The organism is Microbulbifer magnicolonia, assembly GCF_035117725.1.
In the GTDB taxonomy this organism is placed as follows: domain Bacteria; phylum Pseudomonadota; class Gammaproteobacteria; order Pseudomonadales; family Cellvibrionaceae; genus Microbulbifer; species Microbulbifer magnicolonia.
In genome coordinates this window covers 23,821-45,234 of sequence record NZ_JAYEFD010000002.1, presented here as the reverse complement: position 1 = coordinate 45,234, position 21,414 = coordinate 23,821, and the positions used below count along the sequence as shown (strand labels likewise).

21 protein-coding genes are annotated in these 21,414 nt (G+C 63.8%); 9 read left to right on the top strand and 12 right to left on the bottom strand.

Annotation, left to right across the window (positions count from 1 at the left end):
- Window positions 1–46: 46 nt before the first annotated feature.
- The 5 genes from trpE (at window position 47) to trpC (ending at window position 5,080) form a co-directional block, all read left to right on the top strand.
- Window positions 47–1,624: an anthranilate synthase component I gene (gene trpE, locus RRF64_RS09545; RefSeq protein ID WP_323845656.1), complete on the top strand. Its 1,578-nt coding sequence runs from the start codon at window positions 47–49 to the stop codon at window positions 1,622–1,624.
- The gene (locus RRF64_RS09540) at window positions 1,611–2,459 is read left to right on the top strand and encodes an ion transporter (RefSeq protein WP_323845655.1); all 849 of its coding nucleotides are present in this window, start codon (window positions 1,611–1,613) and stop codon (window positions 2,457–2,459) included. The genes trpE and RRF64_RS09540 overlap by 14 nt, the downstream gene beginning before the upstream one ends.
- Window positions 2,456–3,034, top strand: coding sequence for an anthranilate synthase component II (locus RRF64_RS09535; RefSeq protein ID WP_323845654.1), 579 nt, complete (start codon window positions 2,456–2,458; stop codon window positions 3,032–3,034). Before RRF64_RS09540 ends, RRF64_RS09535 begins: the two co-directional genes overlap by 4 nt.
- Before the next feature lie 187 nt (window positions 3,035–3,221).
- On the top strand, window positions 3,222–4,289 hold the full coding sequence (gene trpD / locus RRF64_RS09530) for an anthranilate phosphoribosyltransferase (RefSeq protein ID WP_323845653.1): 1,068 nt from the start codon (window positions 3,222–3,224) through the stop codon (window positions 4,287–4,289).
- A complete protein-coding gene (trpC, locus tag RRF64_RS09525) occupies window positions 4,286–5,080 on the top strand; it encodes an indole-3-glycerol phosphate synthase TrpC (protein WP_323845652.1) in 795 nt (264 codons plus the stop codon). The genes trpD and trpC overlap by 4 nt, the downstream gene beginning before the upstream one ends.
- 308 nt (window positions 5,081–5,388) lie before the next feature.
- Here the strand turns inward: trpC and crp are convergent, their stop codons facing one another.
- Window positions 5,389–6,024, bottom strand: coding sequence for a cAMP-activated global transcriptional regulator CRP (gene crp, locus RRF64_RS09520; protein WP_323845651.1), 636 nt, complete (start codon window positions 6,022–6,024; stop codon window positions 5,389–5,391).
- 352 nt (window positions 6,025–6,376) lie between these two features.
- On the opposite strand from crp, the gene RRF64_RS09515 reads away from it, so the two are divergent.
- Window positions 6,377–6,784 (top strand): OsmC family protein, encoded by a 408-nt coding sequence (locus RRF64_RS09515; RefSeq protein ID WP_323845650.1) that lies wholly within the window; start codon window positions 6,377–6,379, stop codon window positions 6,782–6,784.
- Window positions 6,785–6,874: 90 nt separating this feature from the next.
- On the opposite strand, the gene coq7 is transcribed toward RRF64_RS09515, so the two are convergent.
- The 11 genes from coq7 to RRF64_RS09460 form a co-directional block, all read right to left on the bottom strand.
- Window positions 6,875–7,519: a 2-polyprenyl-3-methyl-6-methoxy-1,4-benzoquinone monooxygenase gene (gene coq7, locus RRF64_RS09510; RefSeq protein WP_323845649.1), complete on the bottom strand. Its 645-nt coding sequence runs from the start codon at window positions 7,517–7,519 to the stop codon at window positions 6,875–6,877.
- A 109-nt stretch (window positions 7,520–7,628) separates the two neighbouring features.
- Window positions 7,629–8,924: a phosphoribosylamine--glycine ligase gene (gene purD, locus RRF64_RS09505; protein WP_323845648.1), complete on the bottom strand. Its 1,296-nt coding sequence runs from the start codon at window positions 8,922–8,924 to the stop codon at window positions 7,629–7,631.
- A 157-nt stretch (window positions 8,925–9,081) separates the two neighbouring features.
- Window positions 9,082–10,674, bottom strand: coding sequence for a bifunctional phosphoribosylaminoimidazolecarboxamide formyltransferase/IMP cyclohydrolase (purH, locus tag RRF64_RS09500; protein WP_323845647.1), 1,593 nt, complete (start codon window positions 10,672–10,674; stop codon window positions 9,082–9,084).
- Between the two features lie 221 nt (window positions 10,675–10,895).
- Window positions 10,896–11,204, bottom strand: a complete 309-nt coding sequence (gene fis, locus RRF64_RS09495; protein WP_323845646.1) for a DNA-binding transcriptional regulator Fis — start codon at window positions 11,202–11,204, stop codon at window positions 10,896–10,898.
- Window positions 11,201–12,139: a tRNA dihydrouridine synthase DusB gene (gene dusB / locus RRF64_RS09490; RefSeq protein ID WP_323846684.1), complete on the bottom strand. Its 939-nt coding sequence runs from the start codon at window positions 12,137–12,139 to the stop codon at window positions 11,201–11,203. The genes fis and dusB overlap by 4 nt, the downstream gene beginning before the upstream one ends.
- Window positions 12,140–12,453: 314 nt before the next feature.
- Window positions 12,454–13,614, bottom strand: coding sequence for a DUF3426 domain-containing protein (locus RRF64_RS09485; protein WP_323845645.1), 1,161 nt, complete (start codon window positions 13,612–13,614; stop codon window positions 12,454–12,456).
- A gap of 74 nt (window positions 13,615–13,688) precedes the next feature.
- A complete protein-coding gene (prmA, locus tag RRF64_RS09480) occupies window positions 13,689–14,570 on the bottom strand; it encodes a 50S ribosomal protein L11 methyltransferase (RefSeq protein WP_323845644.1) in 882 nt (293 codons plus the stop codon).
- Window positions 14,571–14,950: 380 nt separating this feature from the next.
- Window positions 14,951–16,291, bottom strand: coding sequence for an acetyl-CoA carboxylase biotin carboxylase subunit (gene accC, locus RRF64_RS09475; RefSeq protein ID WP_323845643.1), 1,341 nt, complete (start codon window positions 16,289–16,291; stop codon window positions 14,951–14,953).
- Window positions 16,292–16,306: 15 nt separating this feature from the next.
- Window positions 16,307–16,768, bottom strand: coding sequence for an acetyl-CoA carboxylase biotin carboxyl carrier protein (gene accB / locus RRF64_RS09470; RefSeq protein ID WP_323845642.1), 462 nt, complete (start codon window positions 16,766–16,768; stop codon window positions 16,307–16,309).
- Between the two features lie 35 nt (window positions 16,769–16,803).
- Window positions 16,804–17,259, bottom strand: a complete 456-nt coding sequence (gene aroQ / locus RRF64_RS09465) for a type II 3-dehydroquinate dehydratase (RefSeq protein WP_323845641.1) — start codon at window positions 17,257–17,259, stop codon at window positions 16,804–16,806.
- A 239-nt stretch (window positions 17,260–17,498) separates the two neighbouring features.
- Window positions 17,499–19,331, bottom strand: coding sequence for a protein-disulfide reductase DsbD family protein (locus tag RRF64_RS09460; protein ID WP_323845640.1), 1,833 nt, complete (start codon window positions 19,329–19,331; stop codon window positions 17,499–17,501).
- Between the two features lie 120 nt (window positions 19,332–19,451).
- Between RRF64_RS09460 and RRF64_RS09455 the strand changes: the two genes are divergently transcribed.
- From RRF64_RS09455 to RRF64_RS09445, 3 genes are all read left to right on the top strand, one after another.
- A complete protein-coding gene (locus RRF64_RS09455; protein WP_323845639.1) occupies window positions 19,452–20,189 on the top strand; it encodes an N-acetylglucosaminyltransferase in 738 nt (245 codons plus the stop codon).
- A complete protein-coding gene (locus tag RRF64_RS09450) occupies window positions 20,186–20,722 on the top strand; it encodes a copper chaperone PCu(A)C (RefSeq protein WP_323845638.1) in 537 nt (178 codons plus the stop codon). The genes RRF64_RS09455 and RRF64_RS09450 overlap by 4 nt, the downstream gene beginning before the upstream one ends.
- Window positions 20,723–20,789: 67 nt before the next feature.
- Window positions 20,790–21,359 carry a YajG family lipoprotein gene (locus tag RRF64_RS09445; RefSeq protein ID WP_323845637.1) on the top strand — a complete coding sequence of 190 codons (570 nt, stop codon included), beginning with the start codon at window positions 20,790–20,792 and terminating at the stop codon, window positions 21,357–21,359.
- The last annotated feature ends 55 nt before the right edge of the window (window positions 21,360–21,414 follow it).

Sequence of the window (21,414 nt, the reverse complement as noted above, 5' to 3'; positions counted from 1 at the left end):
GTTGGCCGCCCGCAAACACGAAGCCTGTAAAAGACCTGGAGTCGCCATGACCCCAAGCGAATACGCCCAACTTGCGTCCGCGGGTTACAACCGCATACCGCTGGTGCGCCGCGTACTGGCGGATATCGAAACGCCGCTGTCCACCTATCTGAAACTTGCCGCGGGCCCCTACAGCTATCTGCTGGAGTCGGTCCAGGGGGGCGAGAAGTGGGGCCGCTACTCGATTATCGGGCTGCCCGCACGTACCCTGCTGCGGGTGCGCGGTCACGAGATTACTGTTGAGCGGGATGGCGAGGTAGAGGAACGGCACGATTCCGCCGATCCGCTGGCATTCGTGGAAGAGTTCCAGCACCGCTACCGGGTGCCCGAGCTGCCGAATCTGCCGCGCTTCAACGGGGGCCTGGTGGGTTATTTCGGTTATGACTGCGTGCGCTACATTGAGCCGCGCCTGGCCGACAGCGCGCCGCCGGACACGCTCGGCAATCCGGATATCCTGCTGATGGTCAGCGACGAGCTGGTGGTGTTCGACAACCTCGCCGGCGCAGTGATCTTTATCGTGCACGCGGATCCCGCGCAGGAAAATGCATTCGAGTGCGCAGAGCAGCGCCTGGATGAACTGGTGAACAAGCTGGCACAGCCGCTGCCGAACACGCTGCCGCTGGATCTGGACGGGGACGCCATCGACGAGCGTGCCTTCCGCTCCCACTTCGGCGAGGAGGCCTTCAAGCGGGCGGTCGCCCGGGTCAAGGAGTATGTGCTGGCCGGCGATGTGATGCAGGTGGTGCCATCGCAGCGACTGTCCGCGCCCTTCGCCGCGCCGCCACTGAACTTCTATCGCGCGCTGCGCAGCCTGAATCCATCGCCCTATATGTATTTCCTCGATCTGGACGACCACCAGGTGGTGGGCTCCAGCCCGGAAATCCTGGTGCATCTGGAAGAGGGTGAAATGACCGTGCGCCCGCTGGCCGGCACCCGTCGCCGCGGCGCCACCGAGGAGGAGGATGCCGCGCTGGAGCGGGAGCTGCTGGCGGACCCGAAGGAGCTGGCCGAGCATCTGATGCTGATCGACCTCGGCCGCAACGATGTCGGCCGGGTGGCGGAGACCGGCAGCGTGCAGGTCACCGAGAAGATGGTGGTGGAGCGCTACTCCCACGTGATGCACATTACGTCCAACGTGACCGGCAAACTGAAGGCCGGCCTCAGCGGTATAGACGCGCTGCGCGCGGCGCTGCCGGCCGGCACTTTATCGGGTGCGCCGAAGATCCGCGCGATGGAAATCATCGACGAACTGGAGCCGGAGAAGCGCGGCATCTACGGCGGTGCGGTCGGTTACCTGGCCTGGAATGGCAATATGGACACCGCCATCGCCATTCGCACGGCGGTGATCAAGGACGGTCACTTGTATATCCAGGCCGGCGCCGGCCTGGTGGCAGACTCGGACCCGCAGTCCGAGTGGGACGAAACCATGAACAAGGCCCGCGCACTCTTCCGTGCGGCGGCCATAGCGCTAACGGAAAAACGGTCGTTAGCGGATAATGAGGCGCTAGCGGATAACAAGCCGTTAGCGGATCAAAAGACTCTTTCCAGCGGTACAGCGAAAATTATCAGTAATGAACGAAGTTAGTATTTCCCAGACAGTTTCTGTTGCCGAGCGGTGTGAGCGTATCGTCGCGGCGCCGCTCTTCGGCCAGCTTATTATCGGCCTGATTCTGCTGAACGGTGTTGCCGTGGGCCTGGAGACATCGGCCTGGGTGACCGAGCGCTTCGGCAGCCTGTTGGCCGGGGTCAACCAACTGATTCTGGCCGCATTTGTCGCCGAGGCGGCGATCAAGATGGCCGCGCACGGCAACCGGCCCTGGCGCTATTTCGCCAGCGGCTGGAACTGCTTCGATTTCAGCATAATTGCACTGAGCCTGATTCCCGCCGCCGGCCCCCTGGCCACGCTCGCGCGCCTCGTCCGAGTGCTGCGCGTGCTGCGCCTGGTATCGGCCTTTCCCGAACTGCGCCTGCTGGTGGACACGCTGCTGCGCAGCCTGCCAAGCATGTTCCATATCGCGCTGCTGATGGGGATCATCTTCTATATCTACGGTGTGGCCGGTTATTTTCTCTTCCACGAGATAGACCCGACCCACTGGCGCAGCCTGCCGATCGCGCTGCTGAGCCTGTTCCGTATCGTCACCTTCGAGGACTGGACGGACATCATGTACACGGCCATGGAGACCATGCCCTGGGCGTGGCTCTACTTTGTCAGCTTCGTGGTGATGGGCGCGTTCGTGATGATCAACCTGTTTATCGGCGTGGTGCTGAACAACCTGGAAGAGGCCAAGCTGCGCCGCCTGGACGAACTGCAGCTGCCGCCGAGCCAGACCGAAATCCTGCGCGAACTGCGCGCGACCCAGGACGCGCTGGCGCGACTGCAGCGCCGCATGTCCCAGTCTGACGGAGGTGCCGGGCAATGATTCTGATGATCGACAACTACGACTCCTTCACCTGGAATGTGGTGCAGTACCTGGCGGAGCTGGGTGCGAATGTGAAAGTCGTGCGCAACGATGAAATCGGGGTTGAGGAAATAGACCGGCTGGCGCCGGAGAAAATCGTGATCTCGCCCGGGCCCTGTACGCCCAACGAGGCGGGCATATCGATGGATACCATCCGCCGCTTCGCCGGACAGATCCCGATCCTGGGAATCTGTCTCGGCCACCAGAGTATCGGCCAGGTGTTCGGCGGCAAAGTGGTGCGCGCGCGCCAGGTGATGCACGGCAAGACCTCGCCGATAGTGCACAACAATCTGGGGGTGTTTCACGGGCTGTCCAACCCGTTCGAGGCCACCCGCTACCACTCGCTGGTGGTGGAGAAGGACAGCCTGCCGGAGTGTCTGGAAGTCACCGCCTGGACCGAAAGCGAAGATGGCGAGATCGACGAGATTATGGGGTTGCGCCACCGCGAGCTGGCGGTGGAGGGAGTGCAGTTTCACCCCGAATCCATATTGACCCAGCACGGCCACGATATGTTGAGGAATTTCCTCGAGTCCTAGCCCGTTAGTGGAAAAGCTCTGACGAGGCGGCGCTGCTGCTGGGAACTGTTTGCGAGACACGCCGTGAATACATCCATGTAGGCTTGTCGGCGGGGTCCCTCCCGCCGACAGTCTCGCAAACAGTTCCCAGCATCAGCGCCTTCGCATACCGAAAATGCGTCCTATTCGAGTCTTGGGGAGAAAGATAATGAATATCCAACAGGCCATCGCCAAACTGGTGGACGGCGAACACCTGAGCCGCGCGGAGATGCGTGAGGCGGTGGGGCAGATAATGCGCGGTGAGGCCGAGGAGGCGCAGATAGGCGCGCTGCTGGTGGCCCTGCGGATTCGCGGCGAGACCGTCGACGAGATCGCCGGCGCCGTGGAGACCATGCGCGAGCTGGCAACTCCGGTGGAACTCGACCTGACCAATGCGGTGGATATCGTCGGTACCGGCGGTGACGGCGCCAATCTGTTCAACGTCTCCAGTGCCGCCAGCTTTGTCGCCGCCGCCGCGGGTGCGCGCGTCGCCAAGCACGGCAACCGCTCGGTGTCGTCCAGCTGCGGCGCCGCCGACCTGCTCGAGCACGCCGGTATCTTTCTCGAGCTTACTCCGGCGCAGGTGAGCCGCTGTATCGACACCATTGGCGTCGGCTTTATGTTCGCCCCCAGTTACCATAGCGCCGTGCGTCACGTGGGCCCTGCCCGCAGGGCACTGGGCATGCGCACCATCTTCAATCTGCTCGGCCCCTTGACCAACCCCGCCGGGGTGAAGCGCCAGGTCATCGGCGTCTACGACAAACACTATTGCCGTATCCTGGCGGAAGTACTGCAGAGTCTGGGCTCCGAACACGCATTGGTACTGCACAGTGAAGACGGCCTGGACGAGGTGAGTCTCGCCGCCGACACCTTCGCGGTGGAGCTGAAAGATGGCGTACTGCGCGAGCGGGTTATCCGCCCGGAGGATTTCGGTATCGCGCGCCAGAGCCTCGACGGGCTCTGCGTGTCCGGTTCCGCAGAGTCACTGGCGCTGATCCGCGATGCGCTGGGCAAATGCGCCACCGAGGCGGGGCAGAAGGCCGCGGACATCATCGCCCTGAACGCGGGCCTCGCCATCTACGTCAGCGGCGTCGCCGACTCCGCCGAACAGGGCGTGGTCATGGCCCAGGACGCCATCGCCAGCGGTCTGGCCGGCGAGAAGATCAACGACCTGGCCGCCTTTACCAGCGCCTTCCGCCCGGAGACAGCCGTGAGCGCAGAGGAGAAACCGCAGTGAGCACGCCCACCATCCTGAAGACCATCGTCGAGCGCAAGTGGCAGGAGGTGGCCGAGCGCAAGCGGCAGTGTCCGCTGGAGGAGATGCGCGCGCGGGCCCTGGATCAGCCAGCTGCCCGCGGTTTCGTCGCCGCGATCGAAAACAAGCTCAGCCAAGGCGAGCCTGCGGTGATCGCCGAGATCAAGAAGGCCTCGCCCAGCAAGGGGGTGATACGCGCGGACTTTATCCCGGCCGAAATCGCCACCAGCTATGAGAGGGGCGGCGCCGCCTGTCTGTCGGTGCTGACGGATGTGGATTTTTTCCAGGGTGCCGACGCCTACCTGCAGCAGGCGCGCAACGCCGTGCGCCTGCCGGTGCTGCGCAAGGATTTCACGGTGGACCCCTACCAGGTGTGCGAGGCCCGCGCCATCGGTGCCGACTGCATACTGCTGATCGCCGCCTGCCTGGAGGATGCGCAGATGCGGGATCTAAACGGCCTGGCGCTGGAACTTGGGCTGGACGTGCTGGTAGAGGTCCACAACCGGGCGGAGCTGGAGCGGGCGCTAACGCTGCCCAACCGCCTGATCGGTATCAACAACCGCAATCTGCACACCTTTGAGGTGCAGCTGGAGACTACCTTCAAGCTGCTGGACCTGATTCCCGACGATCGCATCGTGGTGACCGAGAGCGGTATTCACACCAGCGACGACGTGGCGGCCATGCGCGGTCACAATGTGAACAGCTTTCTGGTCGGTGAGGCGTTTATGCGCGAAGTGGAGCCGGGGCGGAAGCTGATGGAGATGTTTAACTAGCCGGGCACGCGCCGCCGGGAGCGCCGAGCTCCAGCTCGGCAAGCGGGCCAAGGGCCCGCCACTGCGAGGGCGGCCTGTATATAGAACGGGGCGGTCCTGCTGCCGGTGGCCTCTTGCGGGACACGGGCTAGGCGCCCCCCCTAAATACATCCCTGGAGGCTTGTCTGCGAGGTCCCTCTCGCAGACAGTCCCGCAAGAGGCCACCGGCAGCAAGACCTAAACTTCCACATCATTGCAACTATCGGGCTTCACAAACGAAAAAGGGCGATCACAAGGATCGCCCCTACAGATTGGAGTCCGGTGGCTATTCAGCGGGTCCCATAGACCACCATCGTCTTGCCTTTCACCGATACCAGACCCTGTTCTTCCAGGGTCTTCAGCACCCGGCCGACCATCTCCCGCGAACAGCCGACGATACGGCCGATTTCCTGGCGGGTGATTTTGATCTGCATGCCCTCCGGGTGGGTCATCGCATCCGGTTCGTTGCACAGGTCCAGCAGGGTGCGGGCTACGCGGCCGGTGACATCGAGGAAGGCCAGGTCGCCGACCTTGCGCGTGGTGTTGCGCAGGCGGCCGGCCATCTGGGTGGCCAGAGCGAACAGGAATTCCGGATGCTGGCGGGTCAGTTCCTGGAACTTGCTGTAGGAGATCTCCGCCACTTCGCACTCGGTCTTGGTGCGCACCCAGGCACTGCGGGTGTCCTGATCGAACAGGCCCATCTCGCCGAAGAAGTCGCCGTCGTTCAGATAGGCGACGATCATCTCGCGCCCCTCGTCGTCCTCGATCAGAACGGTGACAGAGCCGCGCATGATGAAATAGAGGGATTCGCAGCGGTCGCCGGCGTAGATGATAGTGCTCTTGGCCGGGTAGCGGCGCCGGTGGCAGTGGGCCAGGAAGTCTTCGATATTGCCTGTAGTCATTGTTTCTTCGGTAGCAACCGTCACGGATCTACTCCTTATTTTTTAATCTTGTGCCTGATCCCGACCAGCGTGCGCAGCAGCACGCGCAAATTATGGCGCGAATTAACTGTCCTCAACAGTGGCTGAGCTCGGGAAACTCTCGCAGTGTGACTTGCGACACCTTTGCCGCGTCTTTGCGATGCCAGGGCAGGGGCTATCCCAGAACAGACCTTATAACGGCTGCGAAGTTCGCTGGCAACCGGCCGGGTTGCTGACCGGGGATTCGCATCTGGCGACACGGCACTCCGGCCACTATACCGGAAAAACAGACCACTCAGGTTACAGCGACGCAATATGCTAAGCTTTGCGCCCTCTCTAATACATAAGGAGCGAGGCGATGCAGGGCAGGGTTACCTGGGTGGATGGGCTGACTTTTGTCGGTGAAGCCGGCAGCGGCAATTCGGTAGTGATGGAGGGGGGGCGCAAGAACAACGGCATTCGCCCGATGGAGATGATACTGCTGGGTGTCGGCGGCTGTGCCTCCTACGACGTGGTCAGTATCCTGCAGAAGGCGCGCCAGGACATCCTGTCCTGCCACTGCGAGCTGAACGGCGAGCGCCCGGATGCGACCCCCGCGCCCTTTACCCGTATCGAAATGGAGTTTGTGGTGCGCGGACGCGGCCTGAAAGAGGCCCAGGTGGCGCGGGCGGTTGAGCTGTCGGCGGAAAAATACTGCTCGGCATCGATCATGCTCAGAAACGCCGGCGTGGAGATAGTCCACAGTTACCGCGTCGAGGAGCTGTGACGGCGGAAGCCATAAAGTGTAAGCGGCTTGTGGGCGGCCGCAGGGCCTTCGCATCGAGCTTCGGGACTCCTGCCGGGCCCCTAGCCCCGCTCAGATCCGATAGCTGGCCGATGTCATCACTTTTGAAACCAGCGACATCAGTCCTTTCAGTGGCGCCGGGAAGCGGGCGCCGCCTGCTTCCAGCGCGGCGTGGCCGTGTTCTTGCTCTTCAATCTGCATCTGCTCCACCACTGCCCGGCTCCTCCGGTCCTGGGCCGGCAGGCGCTGCAGGTGACTCTCCAGGTGTTTGCACACCTGTTCCTCGGTGGCGGCCACAAAGCCGAGGCTGATGCGGTCGCTGACCTTGCCGGCGGCGGCGCCCAGGCCGAAGGACAGCCCGTACCAGAGCGGGTTCAGCAGGCTGGGGTGGCTGTCCAGCTCGCGCAGACGCTGTTCGCACCAGGCCAGGTGGTCTATCTCCTCGTCTGCAGCGCGCTCCATTTCGCCGCGCACTTCCGGCAGTTTGGCGGTCAGCGCCTGGCCCTGGTAGAGGGCCTGGGCGCAGACCTCACCGCTGTGGTTGACCCGCATCAGGCCGGCCGCGTGCCGGCGCTCGGCATCGGACATCTCTGTCTCTTCCTCGGCTCTGGCTGGCGACGGGCGCCCATAGCCGGGTGCGCCGGGGCTCAGAGTGCGCAGCGCGCGGTCGGCCTGCAGCAGCAGCCGGTCCAGGCCGGTCAGTTTGCGCTCACTCATCGTAACTGCTCCCGCTGTTTTCGAAGTCTCGTAGGAGCGGCCGGCGGCCGCGATGCCGAGCTGGAGCTCGGCGTTCCCAGGGGCGCGGCCATGGGCCGCTCCTGCAGTGTCAGCTGGTGGCGGCCTCTTCCCGCTCTATCGCGCGGTAGCCAATATCCTTGCGGTAGAAGACGCCGTCCCAGTAGATGGCGCGGGCGCAGGTATAGGCATTCGCCTGGGCCTCGGCGACGCTGTCGCCCAGCGCGGTGGCGCAGAGGACACGGCCACCGTTGGTGACCACCCGCTCGCCGTCCAGCGCGGTGCCGGCGTGGAAGACCTTGGCATTGTCGCTGTCGGCGCGATCCAGGCCGCTGATGGCATCGCCCTTGCGGTAGCTGCCCGGGTAGCCGTGGGCCGCGAGCACGACACCGAGGGCCGGCCGCGAATCCCACTCGGCGCTCACCTGGTCCAGGCGCTTGTCCAGCGCCGCCTGGCACAAGGCTACCAGGTCGGATTTGAGGCGCATCATGATCGGCTGTGTTTCCGGATCGCCAAAGCGGCAGTTGTATTCGATCACCTTGGGCGCGCCCTCGGTGTCGATCATCAGGCCGGCGTAGAGGAAGCCAGTGTAGGGCGTGCCCTCTGCGGCGAGCCCCTTTACCGTGGGTTCGATGACTTCCTTCATGATGCGCTGGTAGACGCTGTCTGTGACGACCGGGGCGGGGGAGTAGGCGCCCATGCCGCCGGTATTGGGGCCGGTGTCGCCGTCGCCGACCCGCTTGTGGTCCTGGCTGGTGGCCATCGGCAGTATGTGCTCGCCGTCCACCATGACGATAAAGCTAGCCTCTTCACCGGTCAGGAACTCCTCGATCACGACGCGACAGCCGGCTTCGCCGAACGCATTGCCGGACAGCATGTCACGCACCGCCAGCTCTGCCTGCTGTTCAGTCTCGGCGACGATGACGCCCTTGCCGGCGGCCAGGCCGTCCGCCTTGACGACGATCGGCGCACCGCACTCGCGGATATATTCAATGGCCGGCTCGATTTCGGTGAAGTTGCGGTAGGCGGCGGTGGGGATCTTGTGGCGCTCGAGGAAGTCCTTGGTGAAGGCCTTGGAGCCCTCCAGCTGCGCTGCGCCCTTGCTGGGGCCGAAGATGGCCAGGCCGCGAGCGTTGAAGAAATCGACGATGCCGTCTACCAGCGGCGCCTCGGGGCCGACGATGGTGAGCTCGACGCCATTCTCCTCGGCAAAATCTGCCAGGGCCGGGAAGTTATCTACGCCGATGGCGAGATTCTGCAACTTGGGTTCGTGCGCGGTGCCGGCATTGCCGGGTGCCACGAAGACGGTGTCGACGGCGGGGTTCTGTGCCGCTTTCCATGCCAGTGCGTGCTCGCGGCCGCCTGAGCCGATGATCAATACATTCATTCTTTATTCCCCCTGAGTCGGCCGGTGTAGTCCATTGGGTACGGATTTAGATGCCGTATTTTAGCCCGGAATTCCTGCGGGCAAGAAAAAGCCGGCCCTTTGCGCGCCGGCTTGTGCCTGAAAGTCGGTTATCAGTGGCGCCTCACAATGACGCCCCTCAATGACGAAAGTGGCGCATGCCGGTGAAGACCATCGCCATGTCGTGTTCGTCCGCCGCGGTGATGACTTCCTCGTCGCGCATGGAGCCGCCGGGCTGGATGACCGCGCGGATGCCCACTTTGGCGGCGTTGTCGATACCGTCGCGGAACGGGAAGAAGGCGTCGGAGGCCATCACCGAGCCCTGTACCGCGAGGCCCGCATGCTCCGCCTTGATTGCGGCGATACGCGCGGAGTTGACGCGGCTCATCTGGCCGGCGCCGACCCCGATGGTGCGGCCGCCCTGGCCGTAGACGATGGCGTTGGATTTGACGAACTTGGCCACCTTCCAGGTGAACAGCAGGTCGCGGATTTCTTCCTCGCTCGGCTGGCGCCTGGTGACCACCTTCAGGTCGGCTGCGGTGACGACGCCGTCGTCGCGATCCTGTACCAGCAGACCGCCGTTGACGCGCTTGTAATCCAGTGCCGGCACGCGCTCCGCACCCCACTGGCCGCAGATCAGCAGGCGCACGTTTTTCTTCTCGGCGACTGCCGCCTTGGCCTCCTCGGAGACCGAGGGCGCGATAATCACTTCGACGAACTGGCGTTCGACGATGGCTTTCGCGGTAGCGCCGTCCAGCTCGCGGTTGAAGGCGATGATGCCGCCGAAAGCGGATTCGCTGTCGGTGGCGAAGGCCAGGTCGTAGGCCTTGCCGATGTCTGCCGCGATGGCCACACCGCAGGGGTTGGCGTGCTTGACGATCACACAGGCGGGTTCGTCGAAGGCCTTCACGCACTCCAGCGCCGCGTCGGTGTCGGCAATGTTGTTGTAGGACAGTTCCTTGCCCTGCAGCTGCTCGGCGGTGGCGATGCCGGCCTCGGCCGGGTTGGCCTCTACATAGAAGGCGCTTTTCTGATGCGGGTTCTCGCCGTAGCGCAGGTCCAGCTTCTTGATGAACTGGCTGTTAAATGTGCGCGGGAACTGCTGTTTTTCGCCGTCCTCGATCGCGCCGGCGCCCGCGGCGATTGAACCAAGGTAGTTGGCGATGGCGCCGTCGTAGCCGGCGGTGTGTTCGAAGGCCTTCACGGCCAGATCGAAGCGGCTGGACTGGTTCAGGGCACCGTCATTGGCTTTCAGTTCGGCGATGATGCCGTCGTAGTCGCTGGCATTTACGACGATGGCGACATCTTTATGGTTCTTGGCTGCGGCGCGCACCATGGTCGGACCACCGATATCGATGTTCTCGATCGCGTCCGCTAAGGTGCAGTCCGGCTTGGCCACAGTCTGGGCAAAGGGGTAGAGGTTCACCACCACCATATCGATCGGGGTGATGCCGTGCTCGGACATGACACTGTCGTCGGTGCCGCGACGGCCGAGGATGCCGCCGTGAACTTTCGGGTGCAGGGTTTTCACCCGCCCGTCCATCATCTCCGGGAAGCCGGTGTAGTCGGAGACTTCCACGACAGGAATGCCGGCCTCCTTCAGCTGGCGGTGGGTGCCGCCGGTGGAGAGGATTTCTACGCCCATGTCGGCGAGTTGTCGGGAGAATTCCACGATTCCGCTCTTGTCCGACACGCTGATCAGCGCGCGGCGAATCGCAACCTTGTCAGTCATAGCACTTGGTCCATCTGAGTTTCTGAAAAGGGTAGCTGCCTCTGGTCTGGCTCAGAGAGCAAAAATGCCGCTAACGGTGCCGGTAACCTGGAATTGAAGGAAGCCACGGGGCTGGATTAGCAGCTGCTGGGCCGGCAAAACCTGCCGCCAGCAAATAGCGAGGGGGGATGAGTGACCCCATCCCCCCTCAAGTTGTCTGTGCCGCCGGCGCGGCGCGGTGCTTACAGCAGCCCGTAGCGCTTCAGCTTCTTGCGCAGGGTGCCGCGGTTAAGGCCCAGCAGATGTGCCGCGCGAGTCTGGTTGTGGCGAGTGTATTTCATCACCACTTCCAGCATGGGTGCTTCAATTTCTGACAGCACCATGTCGTAGACGTCGGTGACCATCTGGCCGTCCAGGTGGCGGAAGTAGTTCTCCATTGCCTGCTCAACGGCGTCGCGCAGAGACTGCTGCTGCGGCTGCGCCAGTTGAGTCTGTCCCCCGGCGGATACTTCTTCGCTGCCAGTATCCGGAATCAGTGCTTCGTTAGTCATGCCGCTTGTGCCCCTCTCGTTATTCGGCGTTCAAACCACTCATGAACGCTGGCATGTTGTGCTTCTGCGCTTTCAAGTTGAAAAAAGGTCTTGCGAAAGGACTCGCTCCCCGCGAGTGTCTTCAGGTACCACCCCACATGCTTGCGGGCGATACGGACCCCCATCACATCACCGTAGAAACGGTGCAATTCACCCAAATGGGCGAGCAAAATATCCCTGACTTCATCCAGTGAGGGTTCGGGCAGCCTCCCGCCGGTGGCGAGGTGATGAGCTATCTCCCGAAAAATCCATGGCCGTCCCTGTGCTGCACGGCCAACCATGACTGCAGCAGCGCCTGTGTAGTCGAGCACCTCTCGGGCCCGCTCCGCACTGGCGATGTCACCATTGGCGAAAACCGGAATTCTCACCCTGGATACAATTTCGGCAATGGTATCGAATTCGGCCTGGCCGTGGTAGCCACAGGCGCGGGTGCGACCGTGAACTGCCAGCGCAGCGATACCAATGTCTTCGGCCATTCTGGCCACCGTGACCCCGTTGCGAGTATCCGTGCACCAGCCGGTGCGGATTTTCAGGGTCACTGGTACTGAGACGGACTGAACCACGGCTTCCAGAATATCCGCGACCAGTTTTTCGTCCCGCAGCAGCGCAGAGCCCGCCGCCTTTTTGCAAACCTTCTTCGCCGGGCAGCCCATATTGATATCGATGATCTGGGCGCCGCGGCGGACATTCTCTCGCGCCGCCTCGGCCATCATATCCGGATCGCCGCCGGCGATCTGCACCGATATGGGGGCTCCCTCTCCACCGTGATCGAGGCGCAGCCGCGATTTGCGGCTGTTCCACAGGCGGGTGTCGGAAGTCACCATCTCCGACACCACCAGGCCGGCGCCCAGTTTCCGGCACAGCCGGCGGAAGGGGCGATCGGTAACACCGGCCATGGGCGCCAGAATTACCGGATTTTCGATCACGTAAGGGCCTAGGGCGATGGACACTGCAGCTCCGCTCGGGCGTCGAATGAGACTTCGGTTTAGGATCAAAGAGCCTTCAGCCCGGGATCAAAGAGCCTTCAGCCCGGGATCAAAGAGCCATCAGCCCGGAATCAAAGAGCCGCCTATGATAGCCGCTGCCCCGACGTTGGAAAAGCGAAAAAGCGGGCAAATTGGTTGCGCGGTGCGCGTTTAGTTCGCGGAATGCGCAGTTTTGGCAGTTTTATGCGCCAGCTTGCTGCGCCATCTCACAAGGAGCGTGTGCTTCAGTGCGCAATATGGAGCTCGTAATTCACCGCCTCGCTGCCGGGATCCACTATCTCTATGGCGATATGCACCGGACTGCCGCTGGGCATCTGCCGGCGGCCGGCCAGTTCGCCCTGCAGGTAGTCCGCGGGGGCAAACCGCCGACTCGCCACCGGCTTGTTCTTCAGGTCGCTGAAGCTGAGTAGCAGGCTCGGGAATGGCTGCGTATAGGGCGCCGTATTGAGCAGTACCGCGTCCACGACCAGTGCGCCGGCCAGCTGCGGGTGGCTGCGCACCATCAGATTGGCGGTGTGGATGGCTTGCAAGTCCTCCAGCGGCGGTAGCCGGCAGTCCAGCAGCGGACAGATTTTTGCGTAGAGGTCGCGCCAGGGCTGCTGTTTGCTCAGGCTGTCGAAGCGGAAGTAGGCGAGCTGCACCGCGATACCAGCGACCAGCAGGATTGCCAGCAACCACCACAGCCAGCCGGGTATTCTCCTGTCGCGCCGCGGCTGCCACGCGACTTCGAGTGGCGCCGGCTCTATCGCCGAGATCAACCGCTCGCGCTCCGGATTGACGGAAAACGCCGGGCCTGTGCGGGCTTTCGGCTCAGCCGCGTGGGCCTTGATATGCGCCAGTTGCTCACTGAATTCGTCGCCGGTCTCCTCGTCGTGCCAGTCGGTGGCGAAGGTCGGCTCGCGCTTTTGCGGCGGCTCCGGGATTTCGTTGGCCCAGGGATCGTCATCCCAGTCGGCCAGGTCCCCTTTTAGTACCGCTGCACTATCGTCGTCCTCATCATCCTCGTCAGCTGCGGGGGAGGCGGCGATGTCCTGCCACTGGCTGTCGCCGAAGGCTTCGCCGATCAGCGGCTCGCCTTCGATCCCGTCGTCGCCGCGTTCGGCGCCGGAATCGCCGCGCGGCGTTACGGCCACCGTGGGCGGCGCCGGCTCTTCATCGTCGTCCAGGTCTATGTCGTCGTGAATCAGGAAGTCGTCTTCCTCGAGCAGGGCCTCGAGGTCCTTGCCCGCCGCCGGATCGCTGTCGGTAAAGACGATATTTTCGTCGGCGCGGAATACCTGCAGACAGGAGCCGCAGCGCACGGCACCGCGGGCCGCGCGCAGCTGCTGTTCATTGACATGAAAGGACGTGCTGCAGTGGGGGCAGCGGGTTACCAGTTGCGACATGCTTGTTCGGAAAGTTTTATCAGGCGGTCAAGTCTATCAGCCTGTCCCGCGGCCGCGTAGTGGTTCCGGGGAATTCAGCGGACGCGCGTGCCGCTCAGGCGCACCCAGTCCTCGCGCTGGCCGTCGTCGTCAAAATCGATCCAGGGGCGGTAGGCGGCTTTCACCTTTTCGGCCTGGGAGGCCAGTATGCCGGACAGGCAGATGCGGCCGCCGACACGAGTCAGCTGCGCCAGTTGCGGTGCCAGCTCTACCAGCGGGCCGGCAAGGATATTGGCGAGCATCACGTCTGCCGGCTCCTGCGGCATCTTCTCGGGCAGGTACACCGGGAAGCGCCCGGGATCGATACCGTTGCGCTCGGCGTTGTCGCGGCTGGCGATCAGCGCCTGGAGGTCGATATCGGTACCCATCGCCCGTTCGGCGCCGAGCAGCAGTGCGCCTATGCCGAGAATGCCGGAGCCACAGCCGAAGTCGATGACACTGCTGCCGGCCAGATCCTCGCCAGCCAGCCACTGCAGGCACAGGAAGGTGGTGGGGTGAGTGCCGGTGCCGAAGGCGAGGCCGGGGTCCAGCAGCAGGTTCACCGCTTGCGGCTCCGGCGGCTCGCACCAGCTGGGACAGATCCAGAGATTGTCGCCGCACTGGATCGGCTTGTAGTGCGACATCCACTCCCGCTCCCAGTCCTTGTCTTCCAGCTGCTCCCAGCGCGCGTTGGGCAGCAGCTCGCACAGGTAGGAGGCGGCCTTGGCCTCGGTCACCGCCGTGTCCACGGTCGCGTCGAACAGTCCGGTGACCCGGGTCTGGTCCCACAGCGGCACTTCGCCGAGACCCGGTTCCAGGATCGGCTGGTCGGCGTTGTCCTCCAGGGTTACGGACACGGCGCCGGCAAACAGCAGTGCATCCTCGATTTTTTCAGCGTGTTCGCGATCGGTGTCTACGCGGAGTTGGAGCCAGGGCATCTTCTTGGTGACCGGTGGTAGGTGGTGAGTGCTAAGTGTAGGGCCAAAGGCGCCGCGAAAGCGTGGAGCGGCCGGTGGCCGCAATCGGGGCGGAAGAATACATGAATTCGTCGCGAAGGCCCTGATGCCGGGGGCAGTTTGCGGGACTGTGACTCGGGCCATCCATGCCCCTCGCCCTTCGGGCGCCTCCGGCGTCCAAAACGGCACTCCTGCCGTTTTGTCGGCGAGAGGGACCTCGCCGACAAGCCTCCAGGGATGGATTCACGGCGTGTCCCGCAAACTGCCCGCGGTAGCAGGGCCGCCGAAGGGCCTGCTTACGGAGCTCCGCTTCCGTGGGGCCCTGCGGCCCGCAAGCGGAGCTGGAGCTCCGCGCTCCCGGCCTAAAGCCCCAGCTTTTTCTCGAGGTAGTGAATATTCACCCCGCCCTCGGCGAAGGCGCTGTCGCGCACCAGTTCTTCCTGCAGCGGGATGTTGGTCTTGATGCCGTCGACAATCAGCTCCGACAGGGCAACGCGCATCCGCGCCAGGGCCGCTGCGCGGTCCTCTGCGTGGGTGATCACCTTGGCGATCATCGAGTCATAGTTGGCGGGCACCGTGTAGCCGGAATAGAGGTGCGAGTCGACGCGCACACCCAGACCGCCGGGGATGTGGAAGTTGTTCACCTTGCCCGGGCAGGGGAAGAAGGTCCTGGGGTCTTCCGCATTGATCCGGCACTCGAAGGCGTGGCCGCGAATGACGATGTCGTCCTGAGTGAGGGACAGTTTTTCGCCGGCGCAGACGCGGATCTGCTCCTTGATCAGGTCGACACCGGTGACCATCTCGGTGACCGGGTGCTCTACCTGAATGCGGGTGTTCATCTCGATGAAGTAGAAGCGCTCATCTTCATAGAGGAACTCGAAGGTGCCGGCGCCGCGGTAGCCGATATCGACACAGGCCTGCACGCAGGACTGATACACCGCCTGGCGCACTTCATCGGGAATGCCCGGTGCGGGCGCTTCCTCGAGCACCTTCTGGTGACGGCGCTGCAGGGAGCAGTCGCGATCGCCCAGGTGGATGGCGTTGCCCTGGCCGTCGGACATCACCTGGATTTCCACGTGGCGCGGGTTCTGCAGGAATTTCTCCATATAGACGGTGCTGTCACCGAAAGCGGCGCCGGCTTCGGACTTGGTCACCGAAATGGCGTTCAGCAGTGCCGCTTCCGTGTGCACCACGCGCATGCCGCGACCGCCGCCGCCGGCGGCGGCCTTGATGATCACCGGGAAACCGATTTTGTGGGCGATCTCCAGGCAGCGCTCTCCGTTGTCCGGCAGCGGGCCGTCGGAGCCGGGCACCGTGGGTACGCCGGCCTTCTTCATCGCGGCGATGGCGGACACCTTGTCGCCCATCAGGCGGATCACGTCGGGATCCGGGCCGATAAACGTAAAGCCGCTCTTCTGCACCTGTTCGGCGAAGTCGGCGTTTTCTGCCAGGAAACCGTAGCCGGGGTGTACGGCCACCGCGTCGGTAATCTCCATCGCGGAGATGATCGCGGGAATGTTCAAATAACTCTGCGGCGAGGGGTTGGGGCCGATGCACACGGACTCGTCGGCGAGGCGCACGTGCTTGAGGTCGCGGTCCACCTGGGAGTGCACGGCCACGGTGGCAATGCCCATCTCCTTACAGGCGCGCAGTACCCGCAGCGCGATTTCGCCCCGGTTGGCAATCAGGATCTTGTCAAACATATTCGCTCACCCCGCTCAGACGATGGTCACGAGCGGCTGGTCAAACTCTACCGGCTGGCCGTCTTCCACCAGGATGGACTCGATGGTGCCGGCCTTGTCGGCTTCGATCTGGTTCATCATCTTCATCGCCTCGACGATGCAGATGACATCGCCCACCTTGACTTGCTGGCCCACCTTCACGAAGGGCTCTGCGCCGGGGCTGGGCGCGGCATAGTAAGTGCCGACCATCGGCGATTTAACCGGGTGACCGGTCAGTGCGGGTACCGCTTCCTTCTCTTCGGCGGCCGGCGCTGCCATCGGGGCGGCCGGTGCAGCGGCCGGAACGGGCGGCGCCGCGTAAACCGGCGCTACCCCCTGGTGGGCGCCGCTGGTACCGCGGCTGATGCGCACGGATTCTTCGCCTTCCTTGATTTCCAGCTCGCCGATATCCGATTCCTCGAGCAGCTCAATCAGTTTTTTAATCTTGCGGATATCCATAGTTCTTCACTCTCAGTGTCTTGGGCAGTTCTGGTTCATTGACCGGCCGGCGCCACACTCAGTTGATGCATGGCTGCCTGCAGGGCCAGGGTGTAGCTGTGTGCGCCAAAGCCGCACACGACGCCCCGCGCCAGGTCGGAAAAATAGGAGTGGCGGCGGAATTCTTCCCGTGCGTGGGGGTTGGAAAGGTGCAGCTCGATAAACGGAATGGCCACTGCGGCCAGGGCATCGCGCAACGCCACGCTGGTGTGGGTAAAGGCGGCGGGGTTGATCACAATAAAGTCCACCCCTTCGCCGGCCGCCGCCTGTATCCGCCCGATCAGTTCCGCTTCGCTGTTGCTCTGCAGGGTCTCCAGCTGGTGGCCGGTGGCTTCGCACTGGGCGCGGGCGGCCGCGTCTATCTGCGCGAGCGTTGTGGCGCCGTAGATATGCGGCTCACGGCTGCCGAGCAGATTGAGATTGGGGCCGTGCAGCAGAAGAAGTCTTGCCATAGCGTGCTCTGAAGAAAAAGCGCAAAACAGTCACAAAAATCGGGCGAAAGTCAGCTATCTTGCGGGCAAAGTCGCATTCTCAGCGAGCTTGCCCGAGCGCCGGGGCGAGTTTGCCGCAAAAGTGACTCTCTGTCCATGCCTGCGGCACAGTTAATTGAAGTTAGCCGCAGTTCGGCGAAATTTCCGTGAAATTTAGCGCAAAATTATTATGTGCGTGGCTTTTTTGCCCGGCGGAATGGCTACAAAGACAGTTTGGCGTCGGTTTCGGCCCGGGACGTGCTGAGCGCGCTCTCGGCGGCGGCGTTGAGTTCCGCCAGCAGCCCGTCGCGGCTCAGTATCTGCGGCAGTATCTTTGCCTCGCCGCCCCCGGCCGGGTAGAGCAGATAGAGGGGTACACTCGAACGCCCGTACTGCGCCAGCAGCGCACTGATCTGCGGATCCTGATTGGTCCAGTCGCCCTTCAGGGCCACTACGCCGAGCCGCTCCACGGCCGCGCTGATCTCATCGCTGGACAGCACCGCCTTCTCATTGGCCAGGCAGGTGATGCACCAGGCCGCCGTCATATTCGCCAGCACCGGGCGCCCCGCGCTGCGCGCCGCGCTGAGGCGCTCGGCGGAGTAGGCTTGCCAGTAGCCACTCGCGGTGGTCGCGGGCTGTTGCACCGCGGTCAGGCGCGGCAGCAGCAGGGCGGCAAACGCCAGTGCCAGCAGTGCTGTCGCGCTTCTGCCCCAGTGCCACTTGCTCCGGGATTCATGGGGCCGCGGCCACAGCCACAGGGCGAAGGCAATCGCCACCGCACCGGCGAGCACCAGTGTCACGCCGTCGCTGCCGGTCTGGCGGCCCAGTACCCACAGCAGCCACACCGCGGTCAGGTACATCGGGAAGGCCAGCAGCTGTTTCAGTCTGTCCATCCACGGGCCCGGGCGCGGCAGCTTGTCAGCCAGGGCCGGCACATACGTCAGCAACAGGAAGGGTGCCGCCATGCCCGCGCCGAGCGCCGCGAACACCAGCAGTGCCACCGAGGCCGGCTGGGTGACCGCGAAGCCCAGCGCGGATCCCATCATCGGCGCGGTACAGGGGCTGGCCACCAGTGTGGCGAGGGCGCCGGTCGCGAAGGAGCCGCGCAGCCCCTGCCGGGCGCTGAGATTGCTGCCGGTGCCCATCAGGCTGCCGCCGAACTCGCTCAGCCCCGACAGGCTGAGCCCCATGGCGAAAAACAGATAGGCCAGTGCCGCCACCAGCCAGGGGGACTGCAACTGGAAGCCCCAGCCGACCGCCTCGCCGCCGGCGCGCAGTGTCAGCATCAGTGCCGCGATCAGCACGAAGCTCAATACCACGCCGGCGCTGTAGGCCCAGCCGTGGTGATGGCGCTGGCTCGCGTGGCGTGTCGCCTGGCTGACGGCCAGCAGTTTGATCGACAGTACCGGAAAGACGCAGGGCATCAGGTTCAGCAGCAGACCGCCGGCAAAGGCCAGCAATAACGCCAGGGACAGGGCCATACCGCCTCCCTCGCCAGCGCCGCCGGATGCAGGGGGGGCGGGAGGGGCCGGGGCGACGCCGGCGTCGACGGGGCTGGCGCTGCCACTGGCAGGGTCCAGCCGGAACTGGCGCACCTGCGGCGGGTAGCAGAGACCGGCATCGGCGCAGCCCTGGTAGTGGATCTCCAGTTGCAGCGGGCCGCTCGCGCCCTGCAACTCGACGGGAATCTCCAGCTGCAGGCGGTAGACCTCGGTCTCCTTCTCGAAATAGTCGTCCCAGATGACTTCCCCTGCGGGCAGCTTCAGGGGCAGCTCGGTTTTGCCGCGCCCATCTACGCGGTAGAGCGCCAGCTTGTCCCGATACAGGTAGTAGGCCGGCGCTATCTGGAATATGGCGCTGATCCCCGCGGCATCGAACAGGAAATCCTGGCGATAGGCCTCATCGACCGGCAGGAAGTCGGCATCTTGCGCGGCACCCGGCGGGGCGAAAGGGCTCTGGCTAGACTGTGCGCTGGCACCGGCGCATAACACCAGCGCCAGCGCGGCCAGCAGCGCGAGGAAATTTTTTTGGAAACTGTTGGTCTTCACAGCCATAGGAACAAAAATTCTTTATAGTCAGACGCAGCCTCTGACTGCCGCCGTGGACGGGGGTTCAGTTGTGCCGGCAGTATAGCGGCGCCTGCGGTTCAAAAAAACAACAGCAAGGGGATAGATTTGCCGTCATTTGACCGCCTTCACATAGTCGGGTCTTTGTTGCTGCTGGTGCTTGGGCTGAGCGGCTGTGTTACCACGCCGCCACTGCCAGCGCCGCGCGCCGTACCCTTGCCGGTACCGGAACCGGTCGGTCCGTCACCGGAGCAGATCCGCCAGCGCAACGTGGCATTCTTCCTCGAGCGCGCCGAGGCGGCCCAGCGCGAGGGGTTCCTGACCCAGCCGCCCGGTGCCAGCGCCTACGATTACTACCTGCGCGTCAAGCAGCTCGACCCGGGCAATACCCGCGCCGCCACCGGCATCCAGACCATCGTGATCGATTTCGTCGAGCGCGCCCGCGACGCGTTGCGTCGACGCTCCTTCGGTGAAGTGGACAGTTTCCTGAACCGCGCCGAAGAGTTGGCGCCGGGCAACCAGCTGGTGGCGGAAGTGCGCGGGCAGCTCGCGCGCGAACGCAGCCGCGCGAAGCTGGATCTGCCCACGGGGGAAACCCTGGCGCTGCCGGAGGTACAGCTGACGGCGAAGTCCACTGACGTTGTCGAGTTGCTGCGCGGCGCCGCCCGGCGCATCCGCAGCGAGGGGCTGCGCGTCATTATTGTGGCGCGCAGCGACGCCGAGGGGCGCTGGATTTACCAGCAGCTGCGCGAGGCGGTACCCGGTCACCGGGTGCGCGGGGATATCAAACTCGGCAGCCCGCCGCGGCTGCTGCTGATCCAAACTGCTGACGGAGGTGGCTCGTGAAAAAACTACTGACTGGTTTCGGAGTGCTGTTACTCGGCGGAGCGCTGGCCGGTACCGGCATTGCCGGCGTCGAGGGCAGTGAAAACCGTGCGAGAGTTGCGCGCGAAAATGCCGGGGATCGCGACACCGCGGTCGCCCGGTTGCAGTTCGAGGGCTATGCCCGCGAGACGCTGCCGGGCGGAGCCGTGAGTGCTGCCTATCTGTCCCTGCGCAACACCGGTGACAGCGAACTGCGCTTGCAGCGTGTCGAGTTGCCAGGCCGGGAAGATGCTGCGGCCGATCTCCACGCGACCGTCAGTGAGGGTGGGATCAACCGCATGCGTCCCCTGGCAGAGCTGGCCATTCCCGGCGGCCAAGAGGTGGTCATGGCGCCGGGCGGTGTGCACCTGATGCTGCACGGCGTGCAGCTGCGCGCCGGCGAGCAGCTGCCACTGCGACTGCGCTTCGCCAGCGGACTGGTGCTGGATGTCGCCGTGCCGGTGGTACCGTTGAAGGCAGTGTCTGAAGACCAGCATCACCACCACCACGGCTGAACTTTCTGCGCCGCGGGGTTACGAACAGAATCAGCAAATTATCCACATCAAATTACCGGAGGAATAAATGAAAAAACTGCTGTTGTTGCTGGGCGTCTGCATACTGTCTGCCTGCGCCCACAGTCCGCTGCAGATCCAGGTACGCCCGCAAGTGCAGGTGCCGTCCGACACCATTGGCGCAGGCCACACGTTGAGCGTGCACGGCGTCAACCAGCTGCCGGGCGGCGGCCTGGGTTCACTCGGCGGCATCTATGCGGACACCTCGAATGTGCGCCTCGGCAACAATGTGGAGAACGCGATCGCCGATGCGCTGAGCGCGGGGTTTGCCAGCTGGTCTTTCCGCACCGTCGACAGCGCTGCCGATGTCCAGGTGGTGGCCAAGCTGACCGGCCTCAGTTACGACAGCCCGGACAAGCTGTATACCAGTAAGGTAGACACATCCGCCGAGGTGCAACTGGAAGTGAAAATCGGTGGCGCCACCTACTTCGGAACTTACCGCTCCAGCGGCAAGGACCGCAGCCTGATCAAGCCGAGTCGCGAGGAAGTGGAGACCCGGGTCAACGACCTGCTGAGCGCGACGCTGCAGCGCGCCTTCGAGGATGAGAAACTGAAAAACTTCTTGCGCACCCATCTCTGAGTGTGCAATTTAGACGCATAAAGCAACGGGCGGGCAGGGAAAGCCCGAATCTTGA

Coding starts and splice junctions, on each gene's coding strand:
- trpD (WP_323845653.1), top strand. CDS start 3,222: ATGAATATCCAACAGGCCATCGCCAAACTGGTGGACGGCGAACACCTG.
- purH (WP_323845647.1), bottom strand. CDS start 10,674: ATGACTGACAAGGTTGCGATTCGCCGCGCGCTGATCAGCGTGTCGGAC.
- prmA (WP_323845644.1), bottom strand. CDS start 14,570: ATGCCCTGGCTCCAACTCCGCGTAGACACCGATCGCGAACACGCTGAA.
- RRF64_RS09535 (WP_323845654.1), top strand. CDS start 2,456: ATGATTCTGATGATCGACAACTACGACTCCTTCACCTGGAATGTGGTG.
- coq7 (WP_323845649.1), bottom strand. CDS start 7,519: ATGAGTGAGCGCAAACTGACCGGCCTGGACCGGCTGCTGCTGCAGGCC.
- accB (WP_323845642.1), bottom strand. CDS start 16,768: ATGGATATCCGCAAGATTAAAAAACTGATTGAGCTGCTCGAGGAATCG.
- dusB (WP_323846684.1), bottom strand. CDS start 12,139: ATGGCCGGTGTTACCGATCGCCCCTTCCGCCGGCTGTGCCGGAAACTG.
- RRF64_RS09540 (WP_323845655.1), top strand. CDS start 1,611: ATGAACGAAGTTAGTATTTCCCAGACAGTTTCTGTTGCCGAGCGGTGT.
- purD (WP_323845648.1), bottom strand. CDS start 8,924: ATGAATGTATTGATCATCGGCTCAGGCGGCCGCGAGCACGCACTGGCA.
- trpE (WP_323845656.1), top strand. CDS start 47: ATGACCCCAAGCGAATACGCCCAACTTGCGTCCGCGGGTTACAACCGC.
- RRF64_RS09445 (WP_323845637.1), top strand. CDS start 20,790: ATGAAAAAACTGCTGTTGTTGCTGGGCGTCTGCATACTGTCTGCCTGC.
- RRF64_RS09460 (WP_323845640.1), bottom strand. CDS start 19,331: ATGGCTGTGAAGACCAACAGTTTCCAAAAAAATTTCCTCGCGCTGCTG.
- aroQ (WP_323845641.1), bottom strand. CDS start 17,259: ATGGCAAGACTTCTTCTGCTGCACGGCCCCAATCTCAATCTGCTCGGC.
- fis (WP_323845646.1), bottom strand. CDS start 11,204: ATGACTAACGAAGCACTGATTCCGGATACTGGCAGCGAAGAAGTATCC.
- RRF64_RS09515 (WP_323845650.1), top strand. CDS start 6,377: ATGCAGGGCAGGGTTACCTGGGTGGATGGGCTGACTTTTGTCGGTGAA.
- RRF64_RS09485 (WP_323845645.1), bottom strand. CDS start 13,614: ATGTCGCAACTGGTAACCCGCTGCCCCCACTGCAGCACGTCCTTTCAT.
- accC (WP_323845643.1), bottom strand. CDS start 16,291: ATGTTTGACAAGATCCTGATTGCCAACCGGGGCGAAATCGCGCTGCGG.